General features: G+C 32.2%; 20 protein-coding genes. 12 read left to right on the top strand and 8 right to left on the bottom strand.

Annotated features, from left to right (window positions below; genetic code table 11):
* Nucleotides 1–150: 150 nt before the first annotated feature.
* The 10 genes from B2U95_RS04310 to bshA all read left to right on the top strand — a co-directional run bounded on the left by B2U95_RS04310 (nt 151) and on the right by bshA (nt 12633).
* Nucleotides 151–1257 carry an N-acetylmuramoyl-L-alanine amidase family protein gene (locus B2U95_RS04310; RefSeq protein WP_296313205.1) on the top strand — a complete coding sequence of 369 codons (1107 nt, stop codon included), beginning with the start codon at nt 151–153 and terminating at the stop codon, nt 1255–1257.
* Nucleotides 1258–1324: 67 nt separating this feature from the next.
* Nucleotides 1325–2266, top strand: coding sequence for an MlaD family protein (locus B2U95_RS04305; RefSeq protein WP_296313203.1), 942 nt, complete (start codon nt 1325–1327; stop codon nt 2264–2266).
* 12 nt (nt 2267–2278) lie between these two features.
* A complete protein-coding gene (locus B2U95_RS04300; protein ID WP_296313201.1) occupies nt 2279–3595 on the top strand; it encodes a (Fe-S)-binding protein in 1317 nt (438 codons plus the stop codon).
* Between the two features lie 6 nt (nt 3596–3601).
* Nucleotides 3602–4384 carry a (Fe-S)-binding protein gene (locus tag B2U95_RS04295; RefSeq protein WP_296313199.1) on the top strand — a complete coding sequence of 261 codons (783 nt, stop codon included), beginning with the start codon at nt 3602–3604 and terminating at the stop codon, nt 4382–4384.
* A gap of 17 nt (nt 4385–4401) precedes the next feature.
* Nucleotides 4402–4923 carry a PH domain-containing protein gene (locus tag B2U95_RS04290; protein ID WP_296313197.1) on the top strand — a complete coding sequence of 174 codons (522 nt, stop codon included), beginning with the start codon at nt 4402–4404 and terminating at the stop codon, nt 4921–4923.
* Entirely contained in the window at nt 4910–6403 is a 1494-nt protein-coding gene (locus B2U95_RS04285; RefSeq protein ID WP_296313193.1) for a PH domain-containing protein, read from the top strand. The genes B2U95_RS04290 and B2U95_RS04285 overlap by 14 nt, the downstream gene beginning before the upstream one ends.
* A 33-nt stretch (nt 6404–6436) precedes the next feature.
* Nucleotides 6437–6922: an ABC transporter ATPase gene (locus B2U95_RS04280; RefSeq protein ID WP_296313191.1), complete on the top strand. Its 486-nt coding sequence runs from the start codon at nt 6437–6439 to the stop codon at nt 6920–6922.
* Between the two features lie 33 nt (nt 6923–6955).
* Entirely contained in the window at nt 6956–8179 is a 1224-nt protein-coding gene (gene serB, locus B2U95_RS04275) for a phosphoserine phosphatase SerB (protein ID WP_296313190.1), read from the top strand.
* A gap of 206 nt (nt 8180–8385) precedes the next feature.
* Entirely contained in the window at nt 8386–11343 is a 2958-nt protein-coding gene (locus B2U95_RS04270; RefSeq protein WP_296313244.1) for a glycoside hydrolase family 3 N-terminal domain-containing protein, read from the top strand.
* A 153-nt stretch (nt 11344–11496) separates the two neighbouring features.
* The gene (bshA, locus tag B2U95_RS04265; RefSeq protein ID WP_296313188.1) at nt 11497–12633 is read left to right on the top strand and encodes an N-acetyl-alpha-D-glucosaminyl L-malate synthase BshA; all 1137 of its coding nucleotides are present in this window, start codon (nt 11497–11499) and stop codon (nt 12631–12633) included.
* Here bshA and B2U95_RS04260 read toward each other — a convergent pair.
* The 4 genes from B2U95_RS04260 to B2U95_RS04245 all read right to left on the bottom strand — a co-directional run bounded on the left by B2U95_RS04260 (nt 12630) and on the right by B2U95_RS04245 (nt 15718).
* Nucleotides 12630–12980: a ribose-5-phosphate isomerase gene (locus B2U95_RS04260; RefSeq protein ID WP_296313186.1), complete on the bottom strand. Its 351-nt coding sequence runs from the start codon at nt 12978–12980 to the stop codon at nt 12630–12632. The genes bshA and B2U95_RS04260 overlap by 4 nt on opposite strands.
* Before the next feature lies 1 nt (nt 12981).
* Nucleotides 12982–13782: a hypothetical protein gene (locus B2U95_RS04255; protein ID WP_296313184.1), complete on the bottom strand. Its 801-nt coding sequence runs from the start codon at nt 13780–13782 to the stop codon at nt 12982–12984.
* A gap of 99 nt (nt 13783–13881) precedes the next feature.
* Nucleotides 13882–14454, bottom strand: coding sequence for a non-canonical purine NTP diphosphatase (locus tag B2U95_RS04250; protein WP_296313182.1), 573 nt, complete (start codon nt 14452–14454; stop codon nt 13882–13884).
* 82 nt (nt 14455–14536) lie between these two features.
* Nucleotides 14537–15718 carry a hypothetical protein gene (locus tag B2U95_RS04245; protein ID WP_296313180.1) on the bottom strand — a complete coding sequence of 394 codons (1182 nt, stop codon included), beginning with the start codon at nt 15716–15718 and terminating at the stop codon, nt 14537–14539.
* A gap of 115 nt (nt 15719–15833) precedes the next feature.
* On the opposite strand from B2U95_RS04245, the gene B2U95_RS04240 reads away from it, so the two are divergent.
* Complete coding sequence (locus B2U95_RS04240; protein ID WP_296313179.1) at nt 15834–17519, top strand: RluA family pseudouridine synthase; 1686 nt, start codon at nt 15834–15836, stop codon at nt 17517–17519.
* A gap of 60 nt (nt 17520–17579) precedes the next feature.
* On the opposite strand, the gene fahA is transcribed toward B2U95_RS04240, so the two are convergent.
* The gene (fahA, locus tag B2U95_RS04235) at nt 17580–18872 is read right to left on the bottom strand and encodes a fumarylacetoacetase (RefSeq protein ID WP_296313177.1); all 1293 of its coding nucleotides are present in this window, start codon (nt 18870–18872) and stop codon (nt 17580–17582) included.
* A 111-nt stretch (nt 18873–18983) separates the two neighbouring features.
* On the opposite strand from fahA, the gene glyA reads away from it, so the two are divergent.
* A complete protein-coding gene (gene glyA / locus B2U95_RS04230) occupies nt 18984–20258 on the top strand; it encodes a serine hydroxymethyltransferase (RefSeq protein WP_296313175.1) in 1275 nt (424 codons plus the stop codon).
* 36 nt (nt 20259–20294) lie between these two features.
* Here glyA and B2U95_RS04225 read toward each other — a convergent pair whose 3' ends face one another.
* From B2U95_RS04225 to B2U95_RS04215, 3 genes are all read right to left on the bottom strand, one after another.
* Nucleotides 20295–20531, bottom strand: coding sequence for a hypothetical protein (locus tag B2U95_RS04225; RefSeq protein WP_296313173.1), 237 nt, complete (start codon nt 20529–20531; stop codon nt 20295–20297).
* 13 nt (nt 20532–20544) lie between these two features.
* Nucleotides 20545–22119 (bottom strand): hypothetical protein, encoded by a 1575-nt coding sequence (locus B2U95_RS04220; protein WP_296313172.1) that lies wholly within the window; start codon nt 22117–22119, stop codon nt 20545–20547.
* Between the two features lie 83 nt (nt 22120–22202).
* Nucleotides 22203–22970 (bottom strand): hypothetical protein, encoded by a 768-nt coding sequence (locus tag B2U95_RS04215; RefSeq protein WP_296313171.1) that lies wholly within the window; start codon nt 22968–22970, stop codon nt 22203–22205.
* Nucleotides 22971–23032: the final 62 nt, after the last annotated feature.

Here is a 23032-nt window from a genome sequence, read left to right as displayed (position 1 = left end):
ATCCTTTTAGGTGTATTTTTGTAAAAGTATGGCTCGGTTTTTGACCCCTCAAAAGTAAAACTATTTTTTTGTCATTAATCCATTAACACCATAAACTTTAAAAATTAACATTAGTGTAATATTTAGAGTTTATAAACCGTTAAATTAAATATGCAAACGTACCGTAAATATATAATAGTATTCTTAGTTGTCACATTTATCAATTCTTTAACATCACAAGGTGGTTTAGAAGCTCAGAACGATAAGTTTGTCGTTGTTTTAGACGCAGGTCACGGTGGTCACGATCCAGGTAGGCCTACAAAAAACGGATATATAGAAAAAAATATTGCTTTAAAAATTGTTTTACAAGTAGGTAAGGCCTTAGAGAAAAACCCAAACTATAAAGTTATATATACACGAAAAACAGATGTATTTGTAACGTTAAGAAATCGTGCGAAGATTGCCAATAAAGCTGACGCAGATCTATTTGTATCTGTACATTGTAATGCACATCACACCCAAGCTTATGGAACGGAAACTTATGTTTTAGGTGCTAAAAATTCTGAGCGAAATATGGCTGTTGCTAAAGCAGAAAATGAGGTGATATTCTTAGAAGATAATTATGAAGAGCATTATGAGGGTTTTGATCCAAGTTCTCCAGAGTCTAGCATTGCCATTGGTATAGAGCAAGAAGTATACATAGAACAAAGTATACAGTTGGCTAGAAAAATCGAAGATAATTTTAGTGGACAGCTTAAAAGAAAGAGTAGAGGGATAAAGCAACTAAGCCTTTGGGTGTTGCATAATACTTATATGCCAAGTGTTTTAGTGGAGACTGGGTTTATTACAAATAAAAATGAAGGTGCTTACCTTAACTCAAAAAATGGACAAACAAAGATTGCAACTGCTTTAAAGGATGCTATTATAGCTTATAAAAAGGAGATTGATCAAAATGTTGGGAGTAGTATAATAGGTTTAAATCCAGAATTAGAAGACATACCATTGTTATATAAAGATGTTACCTTTAAAGTGCAGATTGCCGCAAGTTCTAAAGATTTAGCACCAAAGTCATATAATTTTAGTGGACTTTCGGGTATTACTAAAGATAAGGTTGGAAAACTTTACAAGTATTATTACGGTGTTACTTCAGATTATAACAAAGTTAAAAAAATGCAAGAAGAAGCTAAGTCTAAAGGTTATTCGTCTAGTTTTGTAGTAGCCTTTAAAAATGGTAAAAGAGTCCCAATAGATGAAGCCCTAAATACAGCTTCAAATTAAATAAGTATAACCTTCGGTCTTTTTTTAAATTTATTACTAATTTTGTTACTCATCAAAGCAAAGCCCATTGAAAATATCAAGAGAAGTTAAAACAGCAATATTAGTACTTTCTGGCATCGCTTTATTTATATATTTATTTTCGTATTTAAAAGGTGGTGATATTTTATCAAGCACAGATTCTTACTACACTGAATTTGATTATAATGCCTTAAGTATGTCATCTCCAGTGACTGTAAAAGGAAATAAAATTGGAAAAATTGAAGACATAATTTATGATTTTGAAACAGGTAAAACACGTGTTTTATTTTCAGTAAATCCACAATTAGAATTTTCTAAAAGTAGTCTTATACGCTTGTATGAGACCGGTTTAATGACTGGTAATGGATTAGCTATAATAGATTCTAATGATGGTGCTAAAGCAGAACCGGGAGATTTTATCAAATCAGAAGTTAAGTCAGGTTTAGTGTCGTCTTTAGAAAAGGACTTTACTAAAGTAAGTACAGATTTAGATATTACACTCCGTTCAGCAGATACACTAATGAGAAGTTTAAATACATTGGTGATAGACGAGTCAGATACTGGTATAAAAAGTGCAATAGCGGAATTAAATATGACATTAAAGTCTTTTAAAAATCTATCCTATTCAATACAAGGAGTTATTAAAGAAAACGATAAAAAAATAGCCTCTATCTTAAATAATTTTGATAAAACAAGTAAAGATTTAAGTGAGTTAGCTGAAGAATTAAAAGGAGCAGGACTTTCTAATACGGTTGCAGATTTAAATAAGACCTTAGTAAGTATGCAAAGTTTATTAACTAGCATAGATAATGGCGAAGGTACTATTGGTAAGCTTTTAAAGGATGATACGCTTTACAATAACTTAGAAGGAGCTTCTAAAGAAATGGAATTATTACTATTAGATATTAAGTTACATCCTGCAAGATACAGACGTATCCTATCTAAAAAAGAAATTCCTTACCAAGCACCAACCGAAGATCAAAAAAATTAGATTATTTCAAATATGGAATATATACCAAACATAATATTCGCTATTATCCTAATTTTAGGAGTTGGCTATTTTGCTAGAAACATTAATAAGCTTATTCGTAATATTAAATTAGGACAAGCAGTTGATGCTAGTGATAACAAATCAGAACGATGGACAAACGTCGTACGCATAGCACTTGGTCAAAGTAAAATGGTAAAGCGACCTGTTTCTGGGTTTTTACATGTTGTTGTGTATGTTGGTTTTGTAATTATAAATATTGAAGTTTTAGAAATTATTATAGATGGTATTTTTGGTACACATCGTATAGGTTTAGAAATTTTACCGACTTCTGTATATGGATTTCTAATTGGTTCTTTTGAAGTTTTAGCAGTATCTGTTTTGATAACCGTAGTTATTTTTTGGTTACGTAGAAATGTTATTAAAGTGAAACGTTTCTTAAGTTCAGAAATGAAGGGTTGGCCAAAGAGCGATGGTAATATTATTTTGTATTTCGAAGTTGTTTTAATGTGTTTATTCTTAGTAATGAACGCTACAGATACGGCTTTTCAAACAATGGATTCTGGTAATGTAATTTCTCAATTTATTGCACCTTGGTTTGAAGGGTTTTCTTTAGATGCACTTCATAATATAGAACGTGTTGCATGGTGGTTGCATATTACTGGGATATTAGTATTCTTAAATTATTTATACTTCTCTAAACATTTACACATTCTTTTAGCATTTCCAAATGTCTATTATGGAAGTGTTGAGCCAAAAGGAAAAGTTAATAATCTTGAAGCTGTTACAAATGAAGTCAAACTGATGATGGATCCTGATGCAGACCCATATGCCGCACCTGCAGAAACTGCTGAAGACGAAGTGCCAGCTAAATTTGGTGCGAGTGATGTTATGGATTTAAGTCAAGTTCAGCTCCTAAATGCGTACACATGTACTGAATGTGGACGTTGCACGTCAGCATGTCCTGCAAGTCTTACTGGTAAAAAATTATCACCACGTAAGATAATGATGGATACAAGAGATCGTTTAGAAGAAGTTGGTAAGAATATAGATGCTAATAACGGTGTGTTTAAAGACGATGGAAAGCAACTCTTAGGTGATTACATATTAAATGAAGAATTATGGGCATGTACCACATGTAACGCATGTGTAGAAGAATGCCCTGTTAGTATAAACCCATTATCAATTATTTTAGATATGCGTCGTTATTTAGTGATGGAGCAGAGTGCTGCGCCAATGGAACTAAATAATATGATGACTAACATTGAAAACAATGGTGCACCTTGGCCTTATAACCAAATGGACCGTTTAAATTGGGCAAAAGAAGAATAGAAGCATATGAGCGAGCAACTTAAAGTGCCAACCATGGCAGAGTTTATGGCAGAAGGAAAGCAACCAGAAATCTTATTTTGGGTTGGCTCTGCTGGTAGTTATGATGATAGAGCAAAGAAAATCACCAAGGCTTTTGTAAAAGTATTACACAAAGCTAATGTAGATTTTGCTGTTTTAGGTACAGAAGAAAGTAATACTGGTGATGTAGCTAAGCGTGCAGGAAATGAGTTTTTATTTCAGATGCAAGCCGTTATGAATATTGAGGTACTTAATGCTTACGAAGTTAAACGTATTGTAACTTGTGACCCACACTCGTTTAATTGTATAAAGAATGAATACCCTAGTCTTGGTGGTAATTATGACGTTATTCATCATACACAATATATACAAGAGTTAATGGAGGCTGGTCGCTTAACCATTGAAGGTAATACCTATAAAGGAAAACGTATTACGTTTCACGATCCTTGTTATTTGGGTCGTGCTAACAAAGTTTATGATGCACCAAGAAACGTCCTTAAAACGACCAATGCAACGTTAACTGAAATGAAACGTCACAAAGGTACTGCCTTATGTTGTGGTGCAGGAGGTGCACAAATGTTTAAAGATGCTGAGCCAGGGAATAAGGAAATTAATGTACTGAGAACTGAAGATGCATTAGAAACAAATCCAGATATTATTGCTACAGGTTGTCCATACTGTAACACAATGATGACAGATGGTATTAAAGCCAAAGAAAAAGAAGGCACTGTAACAGTCTTAGATGTTGCAGAGCTCATTGCTAACTCATAGTTTTATCTCATAAAATAATGTCGTTATTTTCTAACATTCAAATTGATATAGATATACTTCCTAAGTCAGAAGATTTAGACTTAATACCTATTTCTGCTAAATATTTTAAAATTATACTGATTAATATCTGCTTTATCTACGCAATATTTGTTGGTATTCTTTTAGCGTTGTATAGTTTTGCGGACGATAGTGGTATAAACGAAGTGTTCTGGTATCTCATAGGATTGATTTGCACTTTATGTATCATTTCAATTGTAATGTATTACATAGGTTTCAAAAAACGAATGTATGCCATGCGCGAAAAGGATATGACTTACAGTCATGGTTATTTGGTAAATAAAACAGTAACGCTTCCATATAATAGAATTCAACACATAGAAATAGCACGTTCCTTTTTAGCGCGTAAACTAGGACTGTCTACTTTAAAAATTTATTCAGCAGGTCAATCAGGTGGTGACATAGCTGTTAAAGGTCTGCCTAAGGACGTTGCAGATACTCAATATGCATTTTTAATTAAAATTATTAATGAGCGCTCATAATTTTGAAATCCCTTCAAGACAATCTGCTAAAGGGATTATTGTCATTTTTGGAGTTAGTATATTCAAAATATTTAAGGCGATGATAATTATCTTTGCAGCCTTAGTTCTTAAGTTTTTGCAAAGTGATAAATCACCAGACTTTACGAGTTTAAAGGTTGTTTTACCTGTTTTAGGTATCATTGTAGTTTTTCTTTTACTAGCTGTTTTTAGATATTTGAATTTTAAATTCTATGTAAAAGACGATTACTTCTTTTTAAGAAAAGGCATATTTAATAAAGAAGAGATTTCGGTTTCTACTTCAAAAATTCAGAATGTATATATAAAACAAAATGTGCTGCAACAGCTTATTAATGTCGTGTCACTATCAATAGAAACCGCAGGTGATGACAAAACTGAAATTGAAATCTCTGCGCTCTCAAGACCTAAAGCAGAAGCTTTAAAGTCAATCTTAATGTTATCATCTAGAGCTAATGACGTAGGCAAAAATGTTCAGGTAGAGGAGGTTATTTACTTTAAAGCTTCAATTAAAAAATTATTACTAGAAGGAGTTAGTGAAAATCATTTTAAAAGTTTTGCACTAATTTTCGCCTTTATCATTAGTATTTATCAGGATCTTAAGGAGTTTGTGAATCAATTAAATTTAACATCAAGGTTTGGTTCTTGGTTTGAGTTAGACGGTGAGTCGTTTATGGCATTGCTACTTTTTAATGTAACGATAGTAGTCGCATTATTAATTTCATCATTCTTTTTGTCTATGATTAGAATGTTTGTTCAAAACTTTAATTTAACCGTAAAGCGTAAAACTGAAGGCTTAGAAATATCAAAAGGCTTATTAAATAAGATAAATTTGAGTTTATCTGCTAGTCGTATTCAAAATTCAACAATATCTACCAATAGATTAAAGCGTGCTTTTGGCTTGTATAAATTAGCTTTTACCCAAGCTATGGCTAATAAAAAGCAACAAATTAATTTTAATATTGTTGGTTTAGGGAAGTTGCAAATCAATGAGTTATTAGATCAATTTTATCCAGATGTCCAAAAACGATTACTAAAGAATAAGCCAAATAAATATTTAATGCACAGATTGTTATTTACAAGTGCTTTAGTTGTTGTTTTACTTAATGCTGGACTCTATTTTGGACCAAAGACGTTATTGTTTATAAATATACCATTGGTTGTATATATTATAGCTAACGCGCTTTATGCCTACAAAAAAGCCTATTACCATTTAGATGATGATTATATTGTTGTTGGAGGTGGAAAGCTTATAGATACCAGTACTGATTTTTTAGAAATTAAAAAAGTGCAAGCAGTGACTTTAAATCAATCTATTTTTCAGAAAAGTAGAGGATTAGCATCTGTTGTAATTTTCTCGGCTTCAAAACCATTAACGATTCCACATATAGAGTTGTCTATGGCATTTAATATTAAGAATTATTTACTTTTTAAAGTAGAGTCTGAGAATAAAGATTGGATGTAAAGCTTTATTTTTGTAACTGAAATTAAAAAACTTATGCTAGTAGATTTTGATACATTGCCAGAAGAATCTCGTGTTTGGATATACCAAGCTAACCGTTCATTTTCTGATGTAGAACTCACACAATTAGAATGTCAACTTGAGACTTTTATTGAAGTTTGGACTGCTCACGGAAAAGATTTACAATCTGGCTATAAGATTGTATATAAACGTTTTATCGTTATTTCATTAAACCAAAGCATAAACAATGCTACTGGGTGTTCTATCGATGCTTCTGTTCATTTCATACAAGAATTAGAGAAGCAATATAATGTAGATTTAATGGATAAAATGAATGTTTCTTACAAACAAGGAGAATTTATTGCCTACAAGACATTACTCGACTTTAAGGCTATGGCAAAAAATAAATCTGTCTCTAAAAATACGATTGTGTTTAATAACTTAGTTCATAATATTGCCGAATTTAATGAGAATTGGGAAGTGCCAGCTAGTGAAAGCTGGCATAGTCGATTTTTAAAATAAGCCTAACTATAAATCTAAAATATATACTAAGTTTTGGCAACTGATATTTTCTTAATTAATATTTCTGGACAAGACAAACCAGGATTAACCTCTAATTTAACTGGTGTTTTAGCTCAATATGGTGCTAAAGTATTAGATATCGGTCAGGCTAATATACATGATACACTGTCATTAGGTATAATGTTTGAAATTGCTTCTGGTGAACAGTCTTCTGCTATTCAGAAAGATTTATTGTTTAAAGCTTATGAGTTAGGTATCACTGCAAAGTTTTCAACAATAACCTTAGAAAATTATGAAAAATGGGTCAATCTTCAAGGTAAGGATCGTTTTATAATTACCATTTTAGGCGAAAAATTAGACGCAGCGCAAATTTCTGAAGTCACTAAAGTAATTTCAGAAAAAAACCTAAATATAGATTCTATTAAACGGCTAACAGGAAGAACATCGCTTGTTAGAACAGAGACTTATCCTAGAGCATCTATTCAATTATCTATAAGAGGAAAAATAGAGAATAAAACTGAGTTGACAGAAAAATTCATGCAACTTTCTAGAGATTTAGATGTTGATATTGCATTTCAGGAAGATAATATCTTTAGAAGAAATAGGCGTTTGGTTTGTTTTGATATGGATTCTACCTTAATACAAACCGAAGTTATCGATGAGTTAGCGGAACTTGCTGGTGTTGGTGAGGAAGTTAGAACCATTACAGAATCTGCAATGCAAGGTGAGATAGACTTTAATGAAAGTTTTAAAAGACGTATGAAACTTTTAGAAGGGTTAAGTGAGGACGTTCTTAACGAAGTCGCTATTAATTTACCAATAACTAAAGGTGCAAAACGATTAATAGATACATTACATAGCTATGGTTTTAAGACGGCTATTTTATCTGGTGGTTTCACATATTTTGGTCACTATTTGCAAGAAAAATTAGATATAGATTATGTCTATGCGAATGAGTTAGAAATTAAGGATGGTAGGTTAACTGGTGGTTATATTGGTGATATTGTTGATGGCAATAAAAAAGCTGAATATCTTCAATTAATAGCGGATGAAATGGGTATTAATATAAGTCAAACTATCGCTGTTGGTGATGGTGCAAATGACTTACAAATGCTTAATCTTGCTGGTTTAGGTATTGCTTTTCATGCCAAACCAAAAGTAAAAGATAATGCGCAAAGTTCTATCTCTAGCATAGGGTTAGATGGTGTATTGTATTTGTTAGGTTATCATGATCGTCATATTGATTTATTGGAATAATCAACAGTATAAGTTTATTCAATTTTTAGCTGATGATAAAGCAGTTTATAATTCTCTCCTAAAGTCTTTTAACTTACTAATTAATTATGCTATTTTGGCATAGTATTCGTTATTACTAAATGAAGTTGAAAATGATTGACAGTCAATTTGCATTATTTTTTAAAGTTTATTTAGTAAAAAAACCTTCAAACGAAATAAGATTGCCCATGCGTTACGTTGCCCTCATTTATTTATGTACTTGCTTTCAAATCAGCCTTGCGCAAGACCTTGTCAATAATCCGTTACTTTCAGAAGACCCGATTGCCCAGCAAAAATGGGTAGATAGCATATATGGTTCATTGTCAACTAAAGAAAAGATTGGGCAATTATTTATGGTTCAGATTTTTTCTAATGGTGATGGCTTAAAAAAACAGGAAATTATAAATCTTATTAAAAACGATAAAATTGGTGGTTTAATATATTCTAAAGGAGGACCAATTAGACAAGCAAGACTTAATAACGAACTACAAGCAACTACTAATATTCCACTTTTAGTGGGTATGGACGCAGAATGGGGTTTGAGTATGCGATTAGATTCTACTTATGCTTTTCCTTGGAATATGACACTTGGTGCTATTTCAGACACTAAATTAGTTGAGCAGACTGGTCGACAAATTGGTGAACATTGTAAGCGTTTAGGTGTGCATTTTAATTTTGCGCCAGTTGTAGATATTAATACAAATCCTAAAAATCCTATTATTGGTAATCGTTCTTTTGGTGAAGATAGAGATAACGTCACTGAAAAAGGCTTAGCTTTTATGAAAGGCATACAAAGTGCTGGTGTTTTAGCCAATGCAAAGCATTTCCCTGGTCATGGTGATACAGAAGCAGATTCTCATAAAACACTTCCTACTGTTTCTTTTAGTGAAAAGCGCATTGATTCAGTAGAATTATATCCATACAGAACATTAATAAAAGAAGGCTTATCTAGTGTTATGGTGGCGCATCTTAATGTCCCAAGTTTAGAATCTAGGAGAGGGTTTCCTTCATCGTTATCAAAACATATTGTTACAGATATACTCAAAGATGAGTTGGGTTTTAAGGGTCTCATTTTTACAGATGCATTGACTATGAAAGGTGCTGCAGATTATGTTTCAAAAGGAATAGATGGAGTTACGACTAAATCTATATCTATGGGTGGTGAAATAGATTTAATGGCTTTTCTTGCTGGCAATGATGTAATGCTTATGTCTGAAAATCCAGGAAAAGCAGTTGCCAAATTCATGGAGGCCTTTAGCGAAGGATTAATAACTGAAGAGCGTTTAGCACATTCTGTAAAAAAGGTATTGATGGCTAAATACAAGGTTGGTTTAAATAATTATAGTCCAATAGGATTGTACAATCTTCATGAAGATTTAAACAGATTAAAGGACGATGTGTTATACGAGGCTTTAATTGAGAATGCTATCACAGTTGTTAAGAATGAAAAATCCATATTACCACTGCGAGATTTAGAAACAAAAAAAGTAGCTTATATATCCTTAGGTGATGATAAAGGTTCTGTGTTTTTAGACGAATTAAAAAAATACACTAAAGTTCATCATATAAAAGCAGATAAGCTAGATGAACTAATAATCAAATTACAAAACTACAATACTGTAATTGTTGGTTTTCACAAATCAAATGCTAACCCGTGGAAAAACTTTGAGTTTTCTGATAAAGAACTTGTATGGCTTTATGAAATAGCGAGAACTAATACAGTGGTTCTAGATGTATTTGCAAGACCTTATGCTTTAAGCCAATTAGCTTCAGTTGATAATATAGAAGGGATTGTAATGAGCTATCAAAATAGCGTTATTGGACAACAAAAATCGGCACAACTCGTTTTTGGTGCAATAGCAGCTAAAGGTAAATTACCAGTAAGTACTGGTCCATTTTTTCCAGTAGGAACTGGTAAAATTTATAACGAGTTATCAAGTTTAAGCTATGGTTTGCCTGAGACTGTTGGTATGGATTCAAAATTACTAAGTAGAATTGATTCAGTTGCAAACCACGCTGTTAATAACAAAATGACTCCGGGTATTCAATTATTGGTGGCAAGAAAAGGTAAAGTGATTTACAATAAGAATTTTGGTTACCATACCTATTCTAAAAAAAACAAAGTAGATTTTGATGATGTTTATGATGTTGCATCGCTCACAAAAATATTAGCAACATTGCCAATTGTAATGGAGCTAGAAGAGAAAGGTTCTATATCTTTAAATTCAAAATTAGGAAAACTATTACCTGCATACAAAGGTTCTAACAAAGAAAACATAACACTTAAAAAAATGTTGTCTCATTACGCGCAACTAAAACCTTGGATTCCTTTTTATTATGCCACATTAGATAGTGTCACTAAAAAGCCAGACCCTAAATATTACAGATCAAAACGAAGTAAGGAGTTTAATGTAGAAGTCATTAATACGCTTTTTATGCGTAACGATTACCAAGATTCAATTCAAAAAATAATTATTGAAACAGACTTACTTTCTAGGTTACGTTATCGTTATAGTGACTTGCCTTATTACATTCTAAAATCATATTTAGAGGGGTTTTATGATAAATCTTTAAGTGAGATTACTCAAGATCGTTTTTATAAATCATTAGGTGCTAACTACACCACTTATAATCCGAGAGAAAAATTTAGTTTAAAGGATATTGTCCCAACAGAAGTCGATAATTATTACCGCTATAAAAAAGTACACGGTTATGTACACGATATGGGAGCAGCCATGCAAGGAGGTGTTGGAGGACATGCAGGTGTTTTTAGCAATGCAAATGATGTTGCCAAAATAATGCAAATGTACTTACAGAAAGGGTTTTATGGTGGCAAACGTTACTTTAAAAACGAAACTGTAGATAAATTTAATACCTGTTATTACTGCGATTCAGACAATAGAAGAGGGATAGGTTTTGATAAACCACAGTTAGGTGAAGAAGGACCTACTTGTGGATGTTTATCTATGACAAGTTTTGGGCATTCTGGCTTTACTGGAACATATGCATGGGCTGATCCTGAGGAAGATATTGTCTATATCTTTTTAGCGAATAGAACGTATCCAGAGGCTGGTAAAAATTTATTATTACGTGAAAATATTAGAACTGAAATTCAACGTTTAATTTATGAGGCGATTATTGAATAAATTAAGTGCTTAAAATTATAAAGTTAAAAAGCACTTAAAGTTGAAACCTAATTCTTTAAAATATATAACTTTATAATTTTAGATAAAACTGTAAGGATTTTAATAAAATTGAGACTTTATAGTTTATTAACTTTAAATATTTACAACTTTTACATGAAAATAGGAATTGTTTGTTATCCTACCTTTGGAGGTAGTGGAGTCGTGGCTACAGAACTTGGTTTAGAACTTTCAAAACGAGGTCATGAGATACACTTTATAACTTATAAGCAGCCAGTAAGGCTAGAATTACTAGGTAGTAATCTTCATTTTCATGAAGTACATGTGCCAGAATATCCATTATTTCATTATCAACCCTATGAGTTAGCTTTGTCTAGTAAGTTAGTTGATATGGTTAAGCTACACGGCATTGAGTTGTTACATGTACATTATGCTATACCACACGCATATGCCGCATATATGGCTCAGCAGATGCTAAAAGATGAAGGTATTTATATCCCAATAGTAACTACTTTACATGGTACTGATATTACACTAGTAGGAAGCCATGCATTTTATAAGCCGGCTGTAACATTTAGTATCAATAAGTCAGATGCAGTGACTTCTGTTTCAGAAAATTTAAAAAAAGATACGAATCGCTTATTTAATATTAAGAAAGATATTAGAGTTATCCCTAATTTTATTGATTTAGAAAAACATCAAAGTAATTTTACGGATTGCCAACGTGCTATGATGGCAGAGGATAATGAACGCATTGTAACACATATTAGTAACTTCAGAGAAGTAAAACAGATCCCAGATGTTATTAGGATTTTTAATAATATTCAAAATGAAATTCCTGCAAAACTTATGATGGTTGGTGAAGGACCTGAAAAAGAACCAGCAGAACGTTTAGCTGAAGAGTTAGGTATTTCTGACCGTATTGTGTTTTTAGGAAATAGTAATGAGATAGATCGTGTTTTATGTTTTAGTGATTTGTTTTTATTACCATCACAAACAGAAAGTTTTGGTTTAGCAGCTTTAGAAGCTATGGCAAGTAGTGTGCCAGTTATATCTACTAATACTGGTGGTTTACCAGAAGTTAATGAACATGGATATTCAGGATATTTAAGTGATGTAAATGACATTAAAGATATGACGGCAAACGCACTTAAAATCTTATCTGATCTAGATGTTTTAGATCAATTTAAAGCAAATGCAAAACAACAATCAAAGAAGTTTGATTTACACAATGTTGTACCTATGTATGAAAAAATTTATGAGGAAACACTAAAGAGTTTTTTAGTTGTTTAGTTAAACCAAACAGCGTAACGTTCTCTGCGCAATTCTAATGCAATTTGTTCTTCGGCTACAAGTGCTTCTTTTCTAGTGAAAAATGGATCAATATGATTATAGAGGCTTGGTCGCAAATACAAGCCATATTTTTCTACAATGTTAGACGATAGTTTATGTCCTTTTTTATTCCTGTAACCAGTTTTATGTTGAGAAAAACGTTCTTTAGGCATTTTGCTAGTCATACCAACGTATAAACATTCTAATACACCATTAAATTGAGGATTAGCATTTCTAAATTTTGTGTTTTCTGTATAGACACGTTTCGATAATTCTATAACATAAATACGATATAAAACTTTAGCCATCTTATTTAAACTGTTGTAAAAAAGTGTTTACTGTTTTCCAGTTGTCTACAGTACTACCTTCTACACGGCGAGCATCTAACATAGAAGACCCATGAGCGCCATTTTGAGCAATATAAGTTTGATGACCATACTGCTTTGCTAGATCAAACTGAGCTTGAGACTGTCTACTTTGCATTTCTGAGAAGGGTCTTAAAAGTAGTAACGGTAATTTTAAAGATTCAAAATAAGCATCTGGTTTACAAGCTTCCATTGGTCCACCAGAAGCAGGTGAAAAAGCTAAAACACCATTTATAATGTCTTGGTTTTCATTGGCTAGTTTTATCGCTAAAGATCCGCTATAACTACTTCCCCAAATTATTATTTTACCATTAAAACGGCTATTTTTCATATAAGCTAATGCTGCAACTAAATCTGGATAGACATCACAATAATTGTATTGCTTGTTCTTAATTTCGTTTACGGTTCTGTTTGTGCCTCCGTGAAAATGATTTCCACCAACACGCTGATCTATTGTTAGAATATTGAATCCTTGTTTTTCTAGCTCTGGTAAAATGCTATTATATTCTGCTTTAGCATTTGAACCAGCTTGATGAAAAATTAAAAGGGTAGGAGCTGTATTACTCTGTTTATATAAGTCACCATATATTTTAATGCTATCTGTAGTGAAAAAATGAATTTCGTTTAATCCTTCTTTAATTGAGATCTTATCTTTTGTTTCTTCGCTCTCTTTCCTGTTTACATCTTCTTTACAAGAACTCATTGTAGTTATAATAATTAAGGAAAGTAAGCGTATTTTTCTCATCGTTATTTTTTTTTCGTAATTAACTAGAACTAAATTTATAAAAGAAAATTAACCTCATCTAAATCTTTGCTTTATTGAGGTTAAGAATAGATGCAATTCTTATCTCTCTAAAAACTCTATGAGCTGACTAACAGCTTTACCACGATGACCAATTTTGTTTTTTTCTTCTAATGAGATTTCAGCAAAGGTCTTAATATTACCTTCAGCTTTAAAAATTGGGTCGTAGCCAAATCCGTCTTTACCATGTTTTTCCTTGGTGATTTCACCTTTGCAAATTCCAGTAAACGTTTTTAACTCACCGTTTAAATGTAGTGCTATTACGGTTTTAAACTGTGCGTTTCTATTGCTTTTAGTGTTTAACTCAGTTAATACCTTAGTCATGTTATCATTAGAATTTCGCTGTGAACCTGCATAACGGGCTGAATAAACACCAGGTTCACCATTTAGAGCTTTAACTTCTAAACCAGTATCATCCGCAAAACAATCATAACCATAGTTAGTTTTAACGTACTCGGCTTTTTGTATTGCGTTAGCTTCAATTGTAGGCTGTGTTTCTGGTATGTCTTCTATACACATTATGTCTGCTAGACTAAGTAGTTTAATATGCTTAGGCATTAAAGCTTGTACTTCCTTTATTTTGTTGAGATTGTTTGTGGCGAAGACTATTTCCATGTTTCAAATTTAATAGTTCAAAGATATCTTTAAAACTGAAATTATATATAAAAAAAGCCTCTCAAATTTGAGAGGCTTTTAATTAATTACCCAAGCGATAGGCACTAATTATATCCTTTAGTTTCAGTTTTAAATCTTCACCTGTATCATATACCATTTGTTCATCGGTAGGAAAGTTAATCTGTTGCAGCCTTATAAGATCTGCATCGTCTCTGTTTAGAGCACGTCTATCACCTTTAAAACGGGCAAAGATGTTTTCAAAAACATAGCCACTGTCTATGGTAAATGTGTCAATGATTTGATTTTTACTTAAATCGTTATAAACAACATCTGCAATAACTTGTGTAGATTTGGTTTGAATGACTTCTACTAATCGAGCACGTACATTTATAATTTTATCGACTTTAATATCGTTACCCAAGCTATCTTTAGCAACATTACCATTGGCATCTAATTCGTATTCCCATCCGTCAACAATGTCCCTTTCTCTTAATAATTGGCGCTCATTAATTCGTTCTGGTGAAATATTAATTTGTTTTAATTGTAATTCCATGGCAAAATCATAATTCAAAGAATCATCTGCTACAGCATGGTAGGTTGTCCAGAATTGATTTAGTCCATACGTGTTAAAATCTAATAATTCAGCCTCTAAACGTTCTGGTATAATTTGTTCAGTATTATTTTTTATTGAAACAAAAACATAATCGATTCCTTTATAATGTGCTTCTTCCATTAAATCTCTTACTTCTTCAAAATTTGGGTTAATAGATTCTACATACTCAAATAAGCCATGCGCTTTACGAGCATTTTGCTTTCCGTTAAGATCTAATATTTCTATACCTTTATCAATAATATAATCTGATGTTTTATAACGATAATCTACAATAGCATCACTATAATCATTAAACGTAAAGGTTACAGGCTTACCATTTATTTGTAATGGCATAATGCGTTTTATTGCATTTTGTCTGGTGTCTAAATCTATATAGCTCTCATAGATATCATCAAACAACTCAGGGTTGCCGTCTTTTTTTAATTGCTTAATTGTAGCCAAATCTTCTGCTAAGACTTTACCGTAAGCATCTTTAAGCATTTTTACATACTCTTGTTTACGCTTTTTGTCTTTATTGTTTTCTAGTCGCCTTAAAGCATCATTAATAGCCACATCATAGTTTCCTTGACTAATGGCCTGTTCAATTTGTTTCTTGGTACTACAAGATACCAGTACCGAAACTAGGACTGTTAAAAGTAAAAATCGTTTCATAATCTTGTGTTTAATTGTTAAGGTTATAGTTGTAATTTCAATTTTGATGCCAAACTCAAAAAGTACTATTTTGATTTATTATTTTGTTTCTTTGCAGCTTAAATAATACCAACTAATGTTTGCAAGCGACGGCAACTTTTTTCATTCTATAGATACTGAAAACACTGAGATTTTACCCAAAGCGTTTACCTATCCATTTTATTATACGCCACATCCTTTAACAGTAAAAGCATCTGAAGAACTTCAAGATTACTTAATGTCACAATCTGAATTTAATCATAATTTTGGTTTAGATGGAGCTAAATCTGGGCTAAAAATAGGTAAAATGTTTGGAGTTATGGTTGTAAAATGTAAATCTGGTAAAATAGGTTATTTAGCGGCATTTTCTGGTAAGCTAGCAGAGCATAATTTTTTAAACGGATTTGTGCCTCCTATTTATGATAATTTGAATCCTGATGGGTTTTACAAACTAGGCGAAGCTAAATTAAACGTATTTAATTCAGAAATTGAAGTTTTAGAAGCAAACAGTGATTATTTAGACGCAAAAGAAAATATTGATACTATAAAACTTAGTTATGAGAAAGCTTTAGAAAATTTTAAAGCCTTTATAAAGTTTGAAAAGAAAAAACGAAATGAGAAAAGGATAGAAGGCAAAGCTAATTTATCTATTGAAGCTTATGCGGATTTAATAGAAGATTTAAAAAAGCAAAGTATTTATTATCACTTTAGGCTAAGGGATTTAAAAAAAGATTGGAATGCTAAAATTAAAGCTACTGAAACCAACTTACTAACATTTCAACAACCAATAGATAGTTTAAAAGCGGAACGTAAAGTGAGGTCTGCAGTATTACAAAAGCAATTGCATGAGAAATATCGCTTTCTAAATCACAAGGGAACATCTAAAGATTTAATTGATATTTTCAATACAACTGATTTAGGACAACCACCTGCTGGTGCTGGTGAATGTGCCGCACCAAAACTATTTCAATTTGCTTATAAAAATGAGATGACTCCAATAGCTATGGCTGAATTTTGGTGGGGAAGTTCACCAAAATCTGAAGTAAGGAAGCATAAACAATACTATCCGTCTTGTCGTGGTAAATGTGAACCCATATTAGGTCATATGATGCAAGGTTTAAATGTAGAGCCTAATCCTATTTTAACATCAGGAACTTTTACGGGTGAAATAGAGATTGTTTATGAGGATGATTCTTTATTGGTCTTAAATAAACCTAATGAATTCTTATCTGTACCTGGTAAAACTATTAAGGATTCAGTTTTATCTCGAATGAAAGCTTATCTGCCAAATGCAACAGGGCCATTATTGGTGCATCGTTTAGATATGTCTACATCGGGTCTGTTAATAGTCGCTAAAAATGAAAGGATACATAAACATCTTCAAAAACAGTTTATAAAGCGAACCATTAAAAAACGCTATGTGGCTTTATTAGAAGGTGAATTAAAGACAGAAGAAGGTACAATAGATTTACCACTAAGAGTAGACCTAGATAATAGACCAAGACAATTGGTGTGTTACGAGTATGGTAAAGCGGCTCGAACCCAATATGAGGTTTTAAAAGTTGAAAACGGTAAAACTAGAATTCATTTTTATCCTATATCTGGTCGGACGCACCAGCTTAGAGTGCACGCTGCGCATTATAAAGGTTTAAATATGGCTATAGTCGGTGATGATTTATATGGAGTACTTTCAAATAGACTACATCTTCATGCAGAGTGGTTGAGTTTTGAGCATCCTATGAAAAAAGAGCAAATTAGTTTTACATGTAATGCGCCTTTTTAAAATAAAGAAGCTCGTAATTATGAATCACGAGCTTCTTTATTTCTAAATAGTAAAATATTATTATTTCTTCTTTTTAGGATTAAAAACAGGTAATAATTGTGTTTTAACAGAGCCAAAACCAATACGTGTTCCATCTCTCTCGCAATAGCCTCGCATAATTACCGTATCGTTATCATTAATAAATTTGCGTTCACTCCCATCTTTCATTTTTAGTGATTTAGTACCTTTCCAAGATAACTCTAGCATTGAACCATATGAGCCTTCCGTTGGACCAGAGATTGTTCCACTACCCATCATATCACCTGAATTAACAGGACATCCATTTACCGTATGATGTGCTAACTGCTGAGACATGTTCCAATACATATGCTTAAAGTTAGAGTTACAAACCGTCGTCTCTTTTGCTCCTTTTGGTTGTATGCCTACTTCTAAATTAATATCAAAACTCTTTTTTCCTTTGGTTTGAAGATACTTTAACGGTTTAGGAGTTTGCTTAGGACTCTCTGTTCTAAAAGGTTCTAAAGCATCTAATGTTACAATCCAAGGTGACATTGACGATGCAAAGCTTTTACCCAAGAAAGGACCTAATGGTACATATTCCCATTTCTGTATATCTCTCGCAGACCAATCGTTGAATAAAACCAAACCAAAAATATATTCTTCCGCTTCGTTAATAGGAATTGGTTCACCTAAATCATTAGCATCTGTTGTAATAAATGCCATTTCTAATTCAAAATCTACTAAGCGTGATGGTCCAAAAATTGGTTTATCTGCACCTTCTGGCATCGTTTGTCCCTGTGGACGATGTATAGGAATTCCTGATGAAATAATAGAAGAACTACGACCGTGATAACCTACAGGCATATGCACCCAATTAGGTAACAATGCATTTTCAGGATCTCTAAACATGGTACCTACGTTAGTAGCATGCTCTTTACTGGCATAAAAATCTGTATAATCACCAACTTGAATTGGTAATTTCATTTCAATCTCATCTAAACGAAATAGAATCGTTTCTTTATGAGGATTGTTGTTTTTTAATTTATCATTATCAATATCAAAAATCTGAGCAATTCTGTCTCTAACTAAACGCCATGTTTTTCTACCATCCGCGATAAAATCATTTAAAGTATCTTGTAAAAAGATATCATCAGTTAGTGGAATACCTTCAAAATAACCTAATTGATGTAATGCGCCAAGATCAATTGCAGTATCGCCTATTCTTGTACCAATAGTAATAATGTCGTCTCTAGTTAAGAAAACACCAAAAGGAATATTTTGAATAGGGAAATCTGAATCTTTGTTAACGTGTAACCATGAAATTCTGTCTGGATTATTAGCTGATAATGGCATATTATAATTGTTGATTAAATGTTCATTAATTTCTAATCAAATCTACACGTTTTTTAATATTTAAACTAATGTATTCACTATTTTTGTATTCATTTAACAAAGACTTTATTTATGCAACGCGACGAACAAATTTTTGAACTCATACAAGCTGAAAGAGAACGCCAAACTGATGGTATAGAACTTATAGCATCAGAAAATTTTGTAAGTGACCAAGTAATGGAAGCTACAGGTTCTGTATTGACTAATAAATATGCTGAAGGTTATCCTGGTAAGCGTTATTATGGAGGCTGTGAAGTTGTTGATGAAGTAGAGACTATTGCAATAGAGCGTGCTAAAACTTTATTCGGCGCAGCTTATGCTAATGTGCAACCACATTCTGGAAGCCAAGCAAATACAGCTGTTTACCATGCGTGTTTAAAACCTGGTGATACTATTCTTGGTTTTGATTTATCTCATGGAGGCCATTTAACTCATGGCTCTCCGGTTAATTTTTCTGGTAAGTTGTATAACCCTAAATTTTATGGTGTAAAAAAAGATACGGGTCTTATTGATTATGATATGCTGAATGATGTTGCGCAACAAGAAAAGCCAAAATTGATTATAGCTGGTGCTTCTGCTTACTCTAGAGATATGGATTTTGCTAAGTTTAGAGAAGTTGCTGATAGTGTTGGTGCTATTTTATTAGGTGATATTTCTCATCCTTCTGGATTAATCGCAAAAGGTATTTTAAATGACCCATTACCGCATTGCCATATTGTAACAACTACAACCCACAAAACACTACGTGGACCGCGTGGTGGAATGATAATGATGGGCGAAAACTTTGAAAACCCATTTGGTTTAAAACTAAAAAATGGAAACCTACGTAAAATGTCAGGGCTATTAGATTCTGGTATTTTTCCAGGAAACCAAGGTGGACCATTAATGCATGCTATTGGAGCTAAAGCCATTGCTTTTGGAGAAGCATTAACAGATGAGTTTATGCATTATATGTTACAAGTAAAGCATAATGCAGACGCCATGGCAAAAGCTTTTGTAATTAAAAATTACGATTTAATTTCTGGCGGAACAGATAATCACATGATGCTTATTGATCTTAGAAATAAGAACATAACAGGTAAAGATGCTGAAAATGCTTTAGTAAAAGCCGATATTACGGTTAATAAAAACATGGTACCGTTTGATACCGAATCACCATTTGTAACTTCAGGTATTAGAGTGGGCACACCTGCTATTACAACCAGAGGTTTAAAAGAAAATGATATGTCTTATGTTGTAGATTTAATTGATGAAGTTATTAATAACCACAATAACGAAACTGTTTTAGAAGGTGTTGCTAAAAAAGTGAATAACTTAATGGGAGGTAGACCATTGTTTACAGCTTAATACTATATTCTATTTATACAAAAAAAGCCTTTCAATTTAGTTTGAAAGGCTTTTTCTTAGTTTTAAAATCCATAAACGATTTAGAACTATTGACACTAATAAAATTATGCCAATTACGATGAGATAATCTGTTGGTAAATTATTGACTTCTGGACGACTTATTTTTGCGATTACTGCAATAAAATAGGGTAGTGCTACTAAGCCATTAAATATTGGCCATAAGTATTTGGCGATTTCAATTAAAAACTTTAAATAATTTAGTTTTTGTTTCAAAAACATGTGTTTTTTAATCTTCAAAAACAATACTCTCGTAAGCACCGCAATCTGGTTCTACACCATCACCTCTAATGTTGCCTAAAATATCAGTTCCTGCAGGTATTAAGGATAGAGCTCTGCCATTTGCGCCAGAATCGTCACTAATACGCATTAAGTTCTCAAAAGCGTCTTCAAAACTTGGGTTTTGGTTAAAGCGATTATTTTCATAGAATAGAATATCATCGAAATTGTAGTTCGTAGTTCCCTCTAAATTGTCACTATCAAATCGTAATAAGCAATTGGTAAATTTAAAATTAAAGTCATCTCCTTCTTGTTCTAAAATAAATTCAGGATTATCATTTCCATAGATAATACAATTTGTAAAATTAGCTTCCTCTAAACTATTAGTAACCACTGAACCATCTGACTGTAAGATAAAATCATTGAGTAGAAGGGAAGGGAATTGTCTAAAACTACTGTTCCAGTAATTTGCTATTGTAGAATGTGTAAAATTGTATCTTCCACCAGCTGTACCTGCAAAAGAGGATTGACCAGAGTTATTTATAACTACATTTTCTCCAGTAATAGAAGTTGCTCTTCCTAAAATACCAAAGCTACTAGAATTATATATCTGAGAATTTGAAATTGTGAGTTTAGGTTCAGTTGCGTCCTGGTTTCCTTCGCTTAAAATTCCTATAGTTGCATTTTTAATAGTTGCATAATTAATCGTGTTATTTTCGCTACCATTAAATAACCAAATAGTTCCCCATTGGCCAGGAACATCAGTGAATAAAGGCTCTAAACGGTCACCTTCTAAAATAACTTCGTTTTCTAAAAGATCTTGATCTGTACTTAGTGCTCCATTAATATTAAGGGTTCCACTGTTTGTAATTATAATACCAGACTCAGAATGAAAATATACACGTGTACCAGCTTCCATAGTTAATGTTTGACCTGCACCTACACCAGCATATCCATAAATAACATAAGGCTTTTCATTAGTAAATGTGAGTTCTGTGTCTTCTAAAAAACGGCCTTGCAATGTGGTTTCATCTGGTGAACCATCACCATCAACATCAAAAGTTAAGGTTTCTATAATTTCTGTTGTTGCATCTCTATTTGGATAGATAAAAACAGCATCTTTTACTAAGGTTACTAAATCTATACCTTGTTGATTGCTACCAGAATCAAATAATATACGATCTGTATACAAAAATTGCGTGTCTGAAGCAGAAAGTGATTCAATATCTATAGTGGTTTCAATAAAAATGAATAAACTATCGTTAGCTAATAATTCTATATCTTCAAAAAACTTACCTTCTTGTGCTCCTTCTAAACCAGTAGTGCCATCTACATTCATTCTGTAAAATGAATTAGTACCATTTTCTAATTGAATTGTAGGAATAACGATATCATCATCACTACGATTATAAACTTTTAGATTGTAGGTGCTCGAACCAATATTTGTAAAAACGGTATCTAAATAGACGGTATCTCTAGCAAATTCTAAATTACCAGTGCTTTGGGAAAATTCAAAATCATTACGACAAGAACTCCAAAATAGTAAGACTCCTAAACAAATAAAGAATGATAGCAATTGCTTCATAAGAGATAATTATAATTAGGGCTAAAAATATAACTTTTGAAGTTAGGATTTATTATGTATCAAGAGAATTATAGTCTAAAGCGTTAGTCTTTTATTTTCTTTTGATTACCGTATTGTTCTAAAAGAATTATAAACAGCTGACTATTTACTACTAATTTATCTAGTAGTTGCATCTTATTCTTTTCTAAAAGTAATTCTGAACTTATCTGCTTAGCTTCAATAAACTCAAAAAATAAATATTTATTTTGAAGTGGTATTTTTAAGTCTTTAGTGAAGAGATTATCATTAAAAAGGTAGCTTTTTATTGTTAAGGAATCTAGCTGCTCATAGGATATTGGCTTATAGTTTTTTCTGTATTTTGATTTTTTACTCTTAAAAAGTTTTCCTATTTGACCGATTAAATAGATAAAATCAACACCATAAGTAGCACCTGCAGACTGGTATTTTTCTGGATTTCGTTTAATGTCTTCAGCAATTATATTTTTAAGTTCTGTATTATAAGTTTCTACTTTAAATACAGGCTGTTTTGGTTCTGCTTTTATTTCAACTTCATCGAGTTCGTTAATTAGTTTTTTTAGCTCAAAAACAGCTATTTCATTAAAATGATAAGATCTTAAAACAACCGCTTTAGGATGATGAAATAAAGATTCGAAAACGATGGTATCATTTACTTTAGCAATAATATCAAAGTTTCCTTCTTTATCAGTTGCAGTGAGTCTCTTTTGTGTTTTATTGAAAATTTTTATGCCATTTACGGTGGTAGTGGCATCGTAAACTTTACCATTTAAGGTTTGTGCGCTTGTTGTAAAAGATAAGCTTAAGCATAGCACTAATATTAATAATAGTCGCATTGTTAGTTGATTGTTACTTTAAAGAAAGGTTTTTCTATCTAAGTAACATAAAACATTAAAAA

The organism is Winogradskyella sp. UBA3174 (genome assembly GCF_002364335.1).
Classification (GTDB): Bacteria; Bacteroidota; Bacteroidia; order Flavobacteriales; family Flavobacteriaceae; genus Winogradskyella.
Note: the sequence above shows the minus strand (reverse complement) of the source record. Positions and strands in the feature narration are given on the sequence as shown.

Coding starts and splice junctions, on each gene's coding strand:
- B2U95_RS04310 (WP_296313205.1), top strand. CDS start 151: ATGCAAACGTACCGTAAATATATAATAGTATTCTTAGTTGTCACATTT.
- B2U95_RS04300 (WP_296313201.1), top strand. CDS start 2,279: ATGGAATATATACCAAACATAATATTCGCTATTATCCTAATTTTAGGA.
- B2U95_RS04295 (WP_296313199.1), top strand. CDS start 3,602: ATGAGCGAGCAACTTAAAGTGCCAACCATGGCAGAGTTTATGGCAGAA.
- B2U95_RS04290 (WP_296313197.1), top strand. CDS start 4,402: ATGTCGTTATTTTCTAACATTCAAATTGATATAGATATACTTCCTAAG.
- B2U95_RS04285 (WP_296313193.1), top strand. CDS start 4,910: ATGAGCGCTCATAATTTTGAAATCCCTTCAAGACAATCTGCTAAAGGG.
- B2U95_RS04280 (WP_296313191.1), top strand. CDS start 6,437: ATGCTAGTAGATTTTGATACATTGCCAGAAGAATCTCGTGTTTGGATA.
- B2U95_RS04270 (WP_296313244.1), top strand. CDS start 8,386: ATGCGTTACGTTGCCCTCATTTATTTATGTACTTGCTTTCAAATCAGC.
- bshA (WP_296313188.1), top strand. CDS start 11,497: ATGAAAATAGGAATTGTTTGTTATCCTACCTTTGGAGGTAGTGGAGTC.
- B2U95_RS04260 (WP_296313186.1), bottom strand. CDS start 12,980: ATGGCTAAAGTTTTATATCGTATTTATGTTATAGAATTATCGAAACGT.
- B2U95_RS04255 (WP_296313184.1), bottom strand. CDS start 13,782: ATGAGAAAAATACGCTTACTTTCCTTAATTATTATAACTACAATGAGT.
- B2U95_RS04250 (WP_296313182.1), bottom strand. CDS start 14,454: ATGGAAATAGTCTTCGCCACAAACAATCTCAACAAAATAAAGGAAGTA.
- B2U95_RS04245 (WP_296313180.1), bottom strand. CDS start 15,718: ATGAAACGATTTTTACTTTTAACAGTCCTAGTTTCGGTACTGGTATCT.
- B2U95_RS04240 (WP_296313179.1), top strand. CDS start 15,834: ATGTTTGCAAGCGACGGCAACTTTTTTCATTCTATAGATACTGAAAAC.
- fahA (WP_296313177.1), bottom strand. CDS start 18,872: ATGCCATTATCAGCTAATAATCCAGACAGAATTTCATGGTTACACGTT.
- glyA (WP_296313175.1), top strand. CDS start 18,984: ATGCAACGCGACGAACAAATTTTTGAACTCATACAAGCTGAAAGAGAA.
- B2U95_RS04220 (WP_296313172.1), bottom strand. CDS start 22,119: ATGAAGCAATTGCTATCATTCTTTATTTGTTTAGGAGTCTTACTATTT.
- B2U95_RS04215 (WP_296313171.1), bottom strand. CDS start 22,970: ATGCGACTATTATTAATATTAGTGCTATGCTTAAGCTTATCTTTTACA.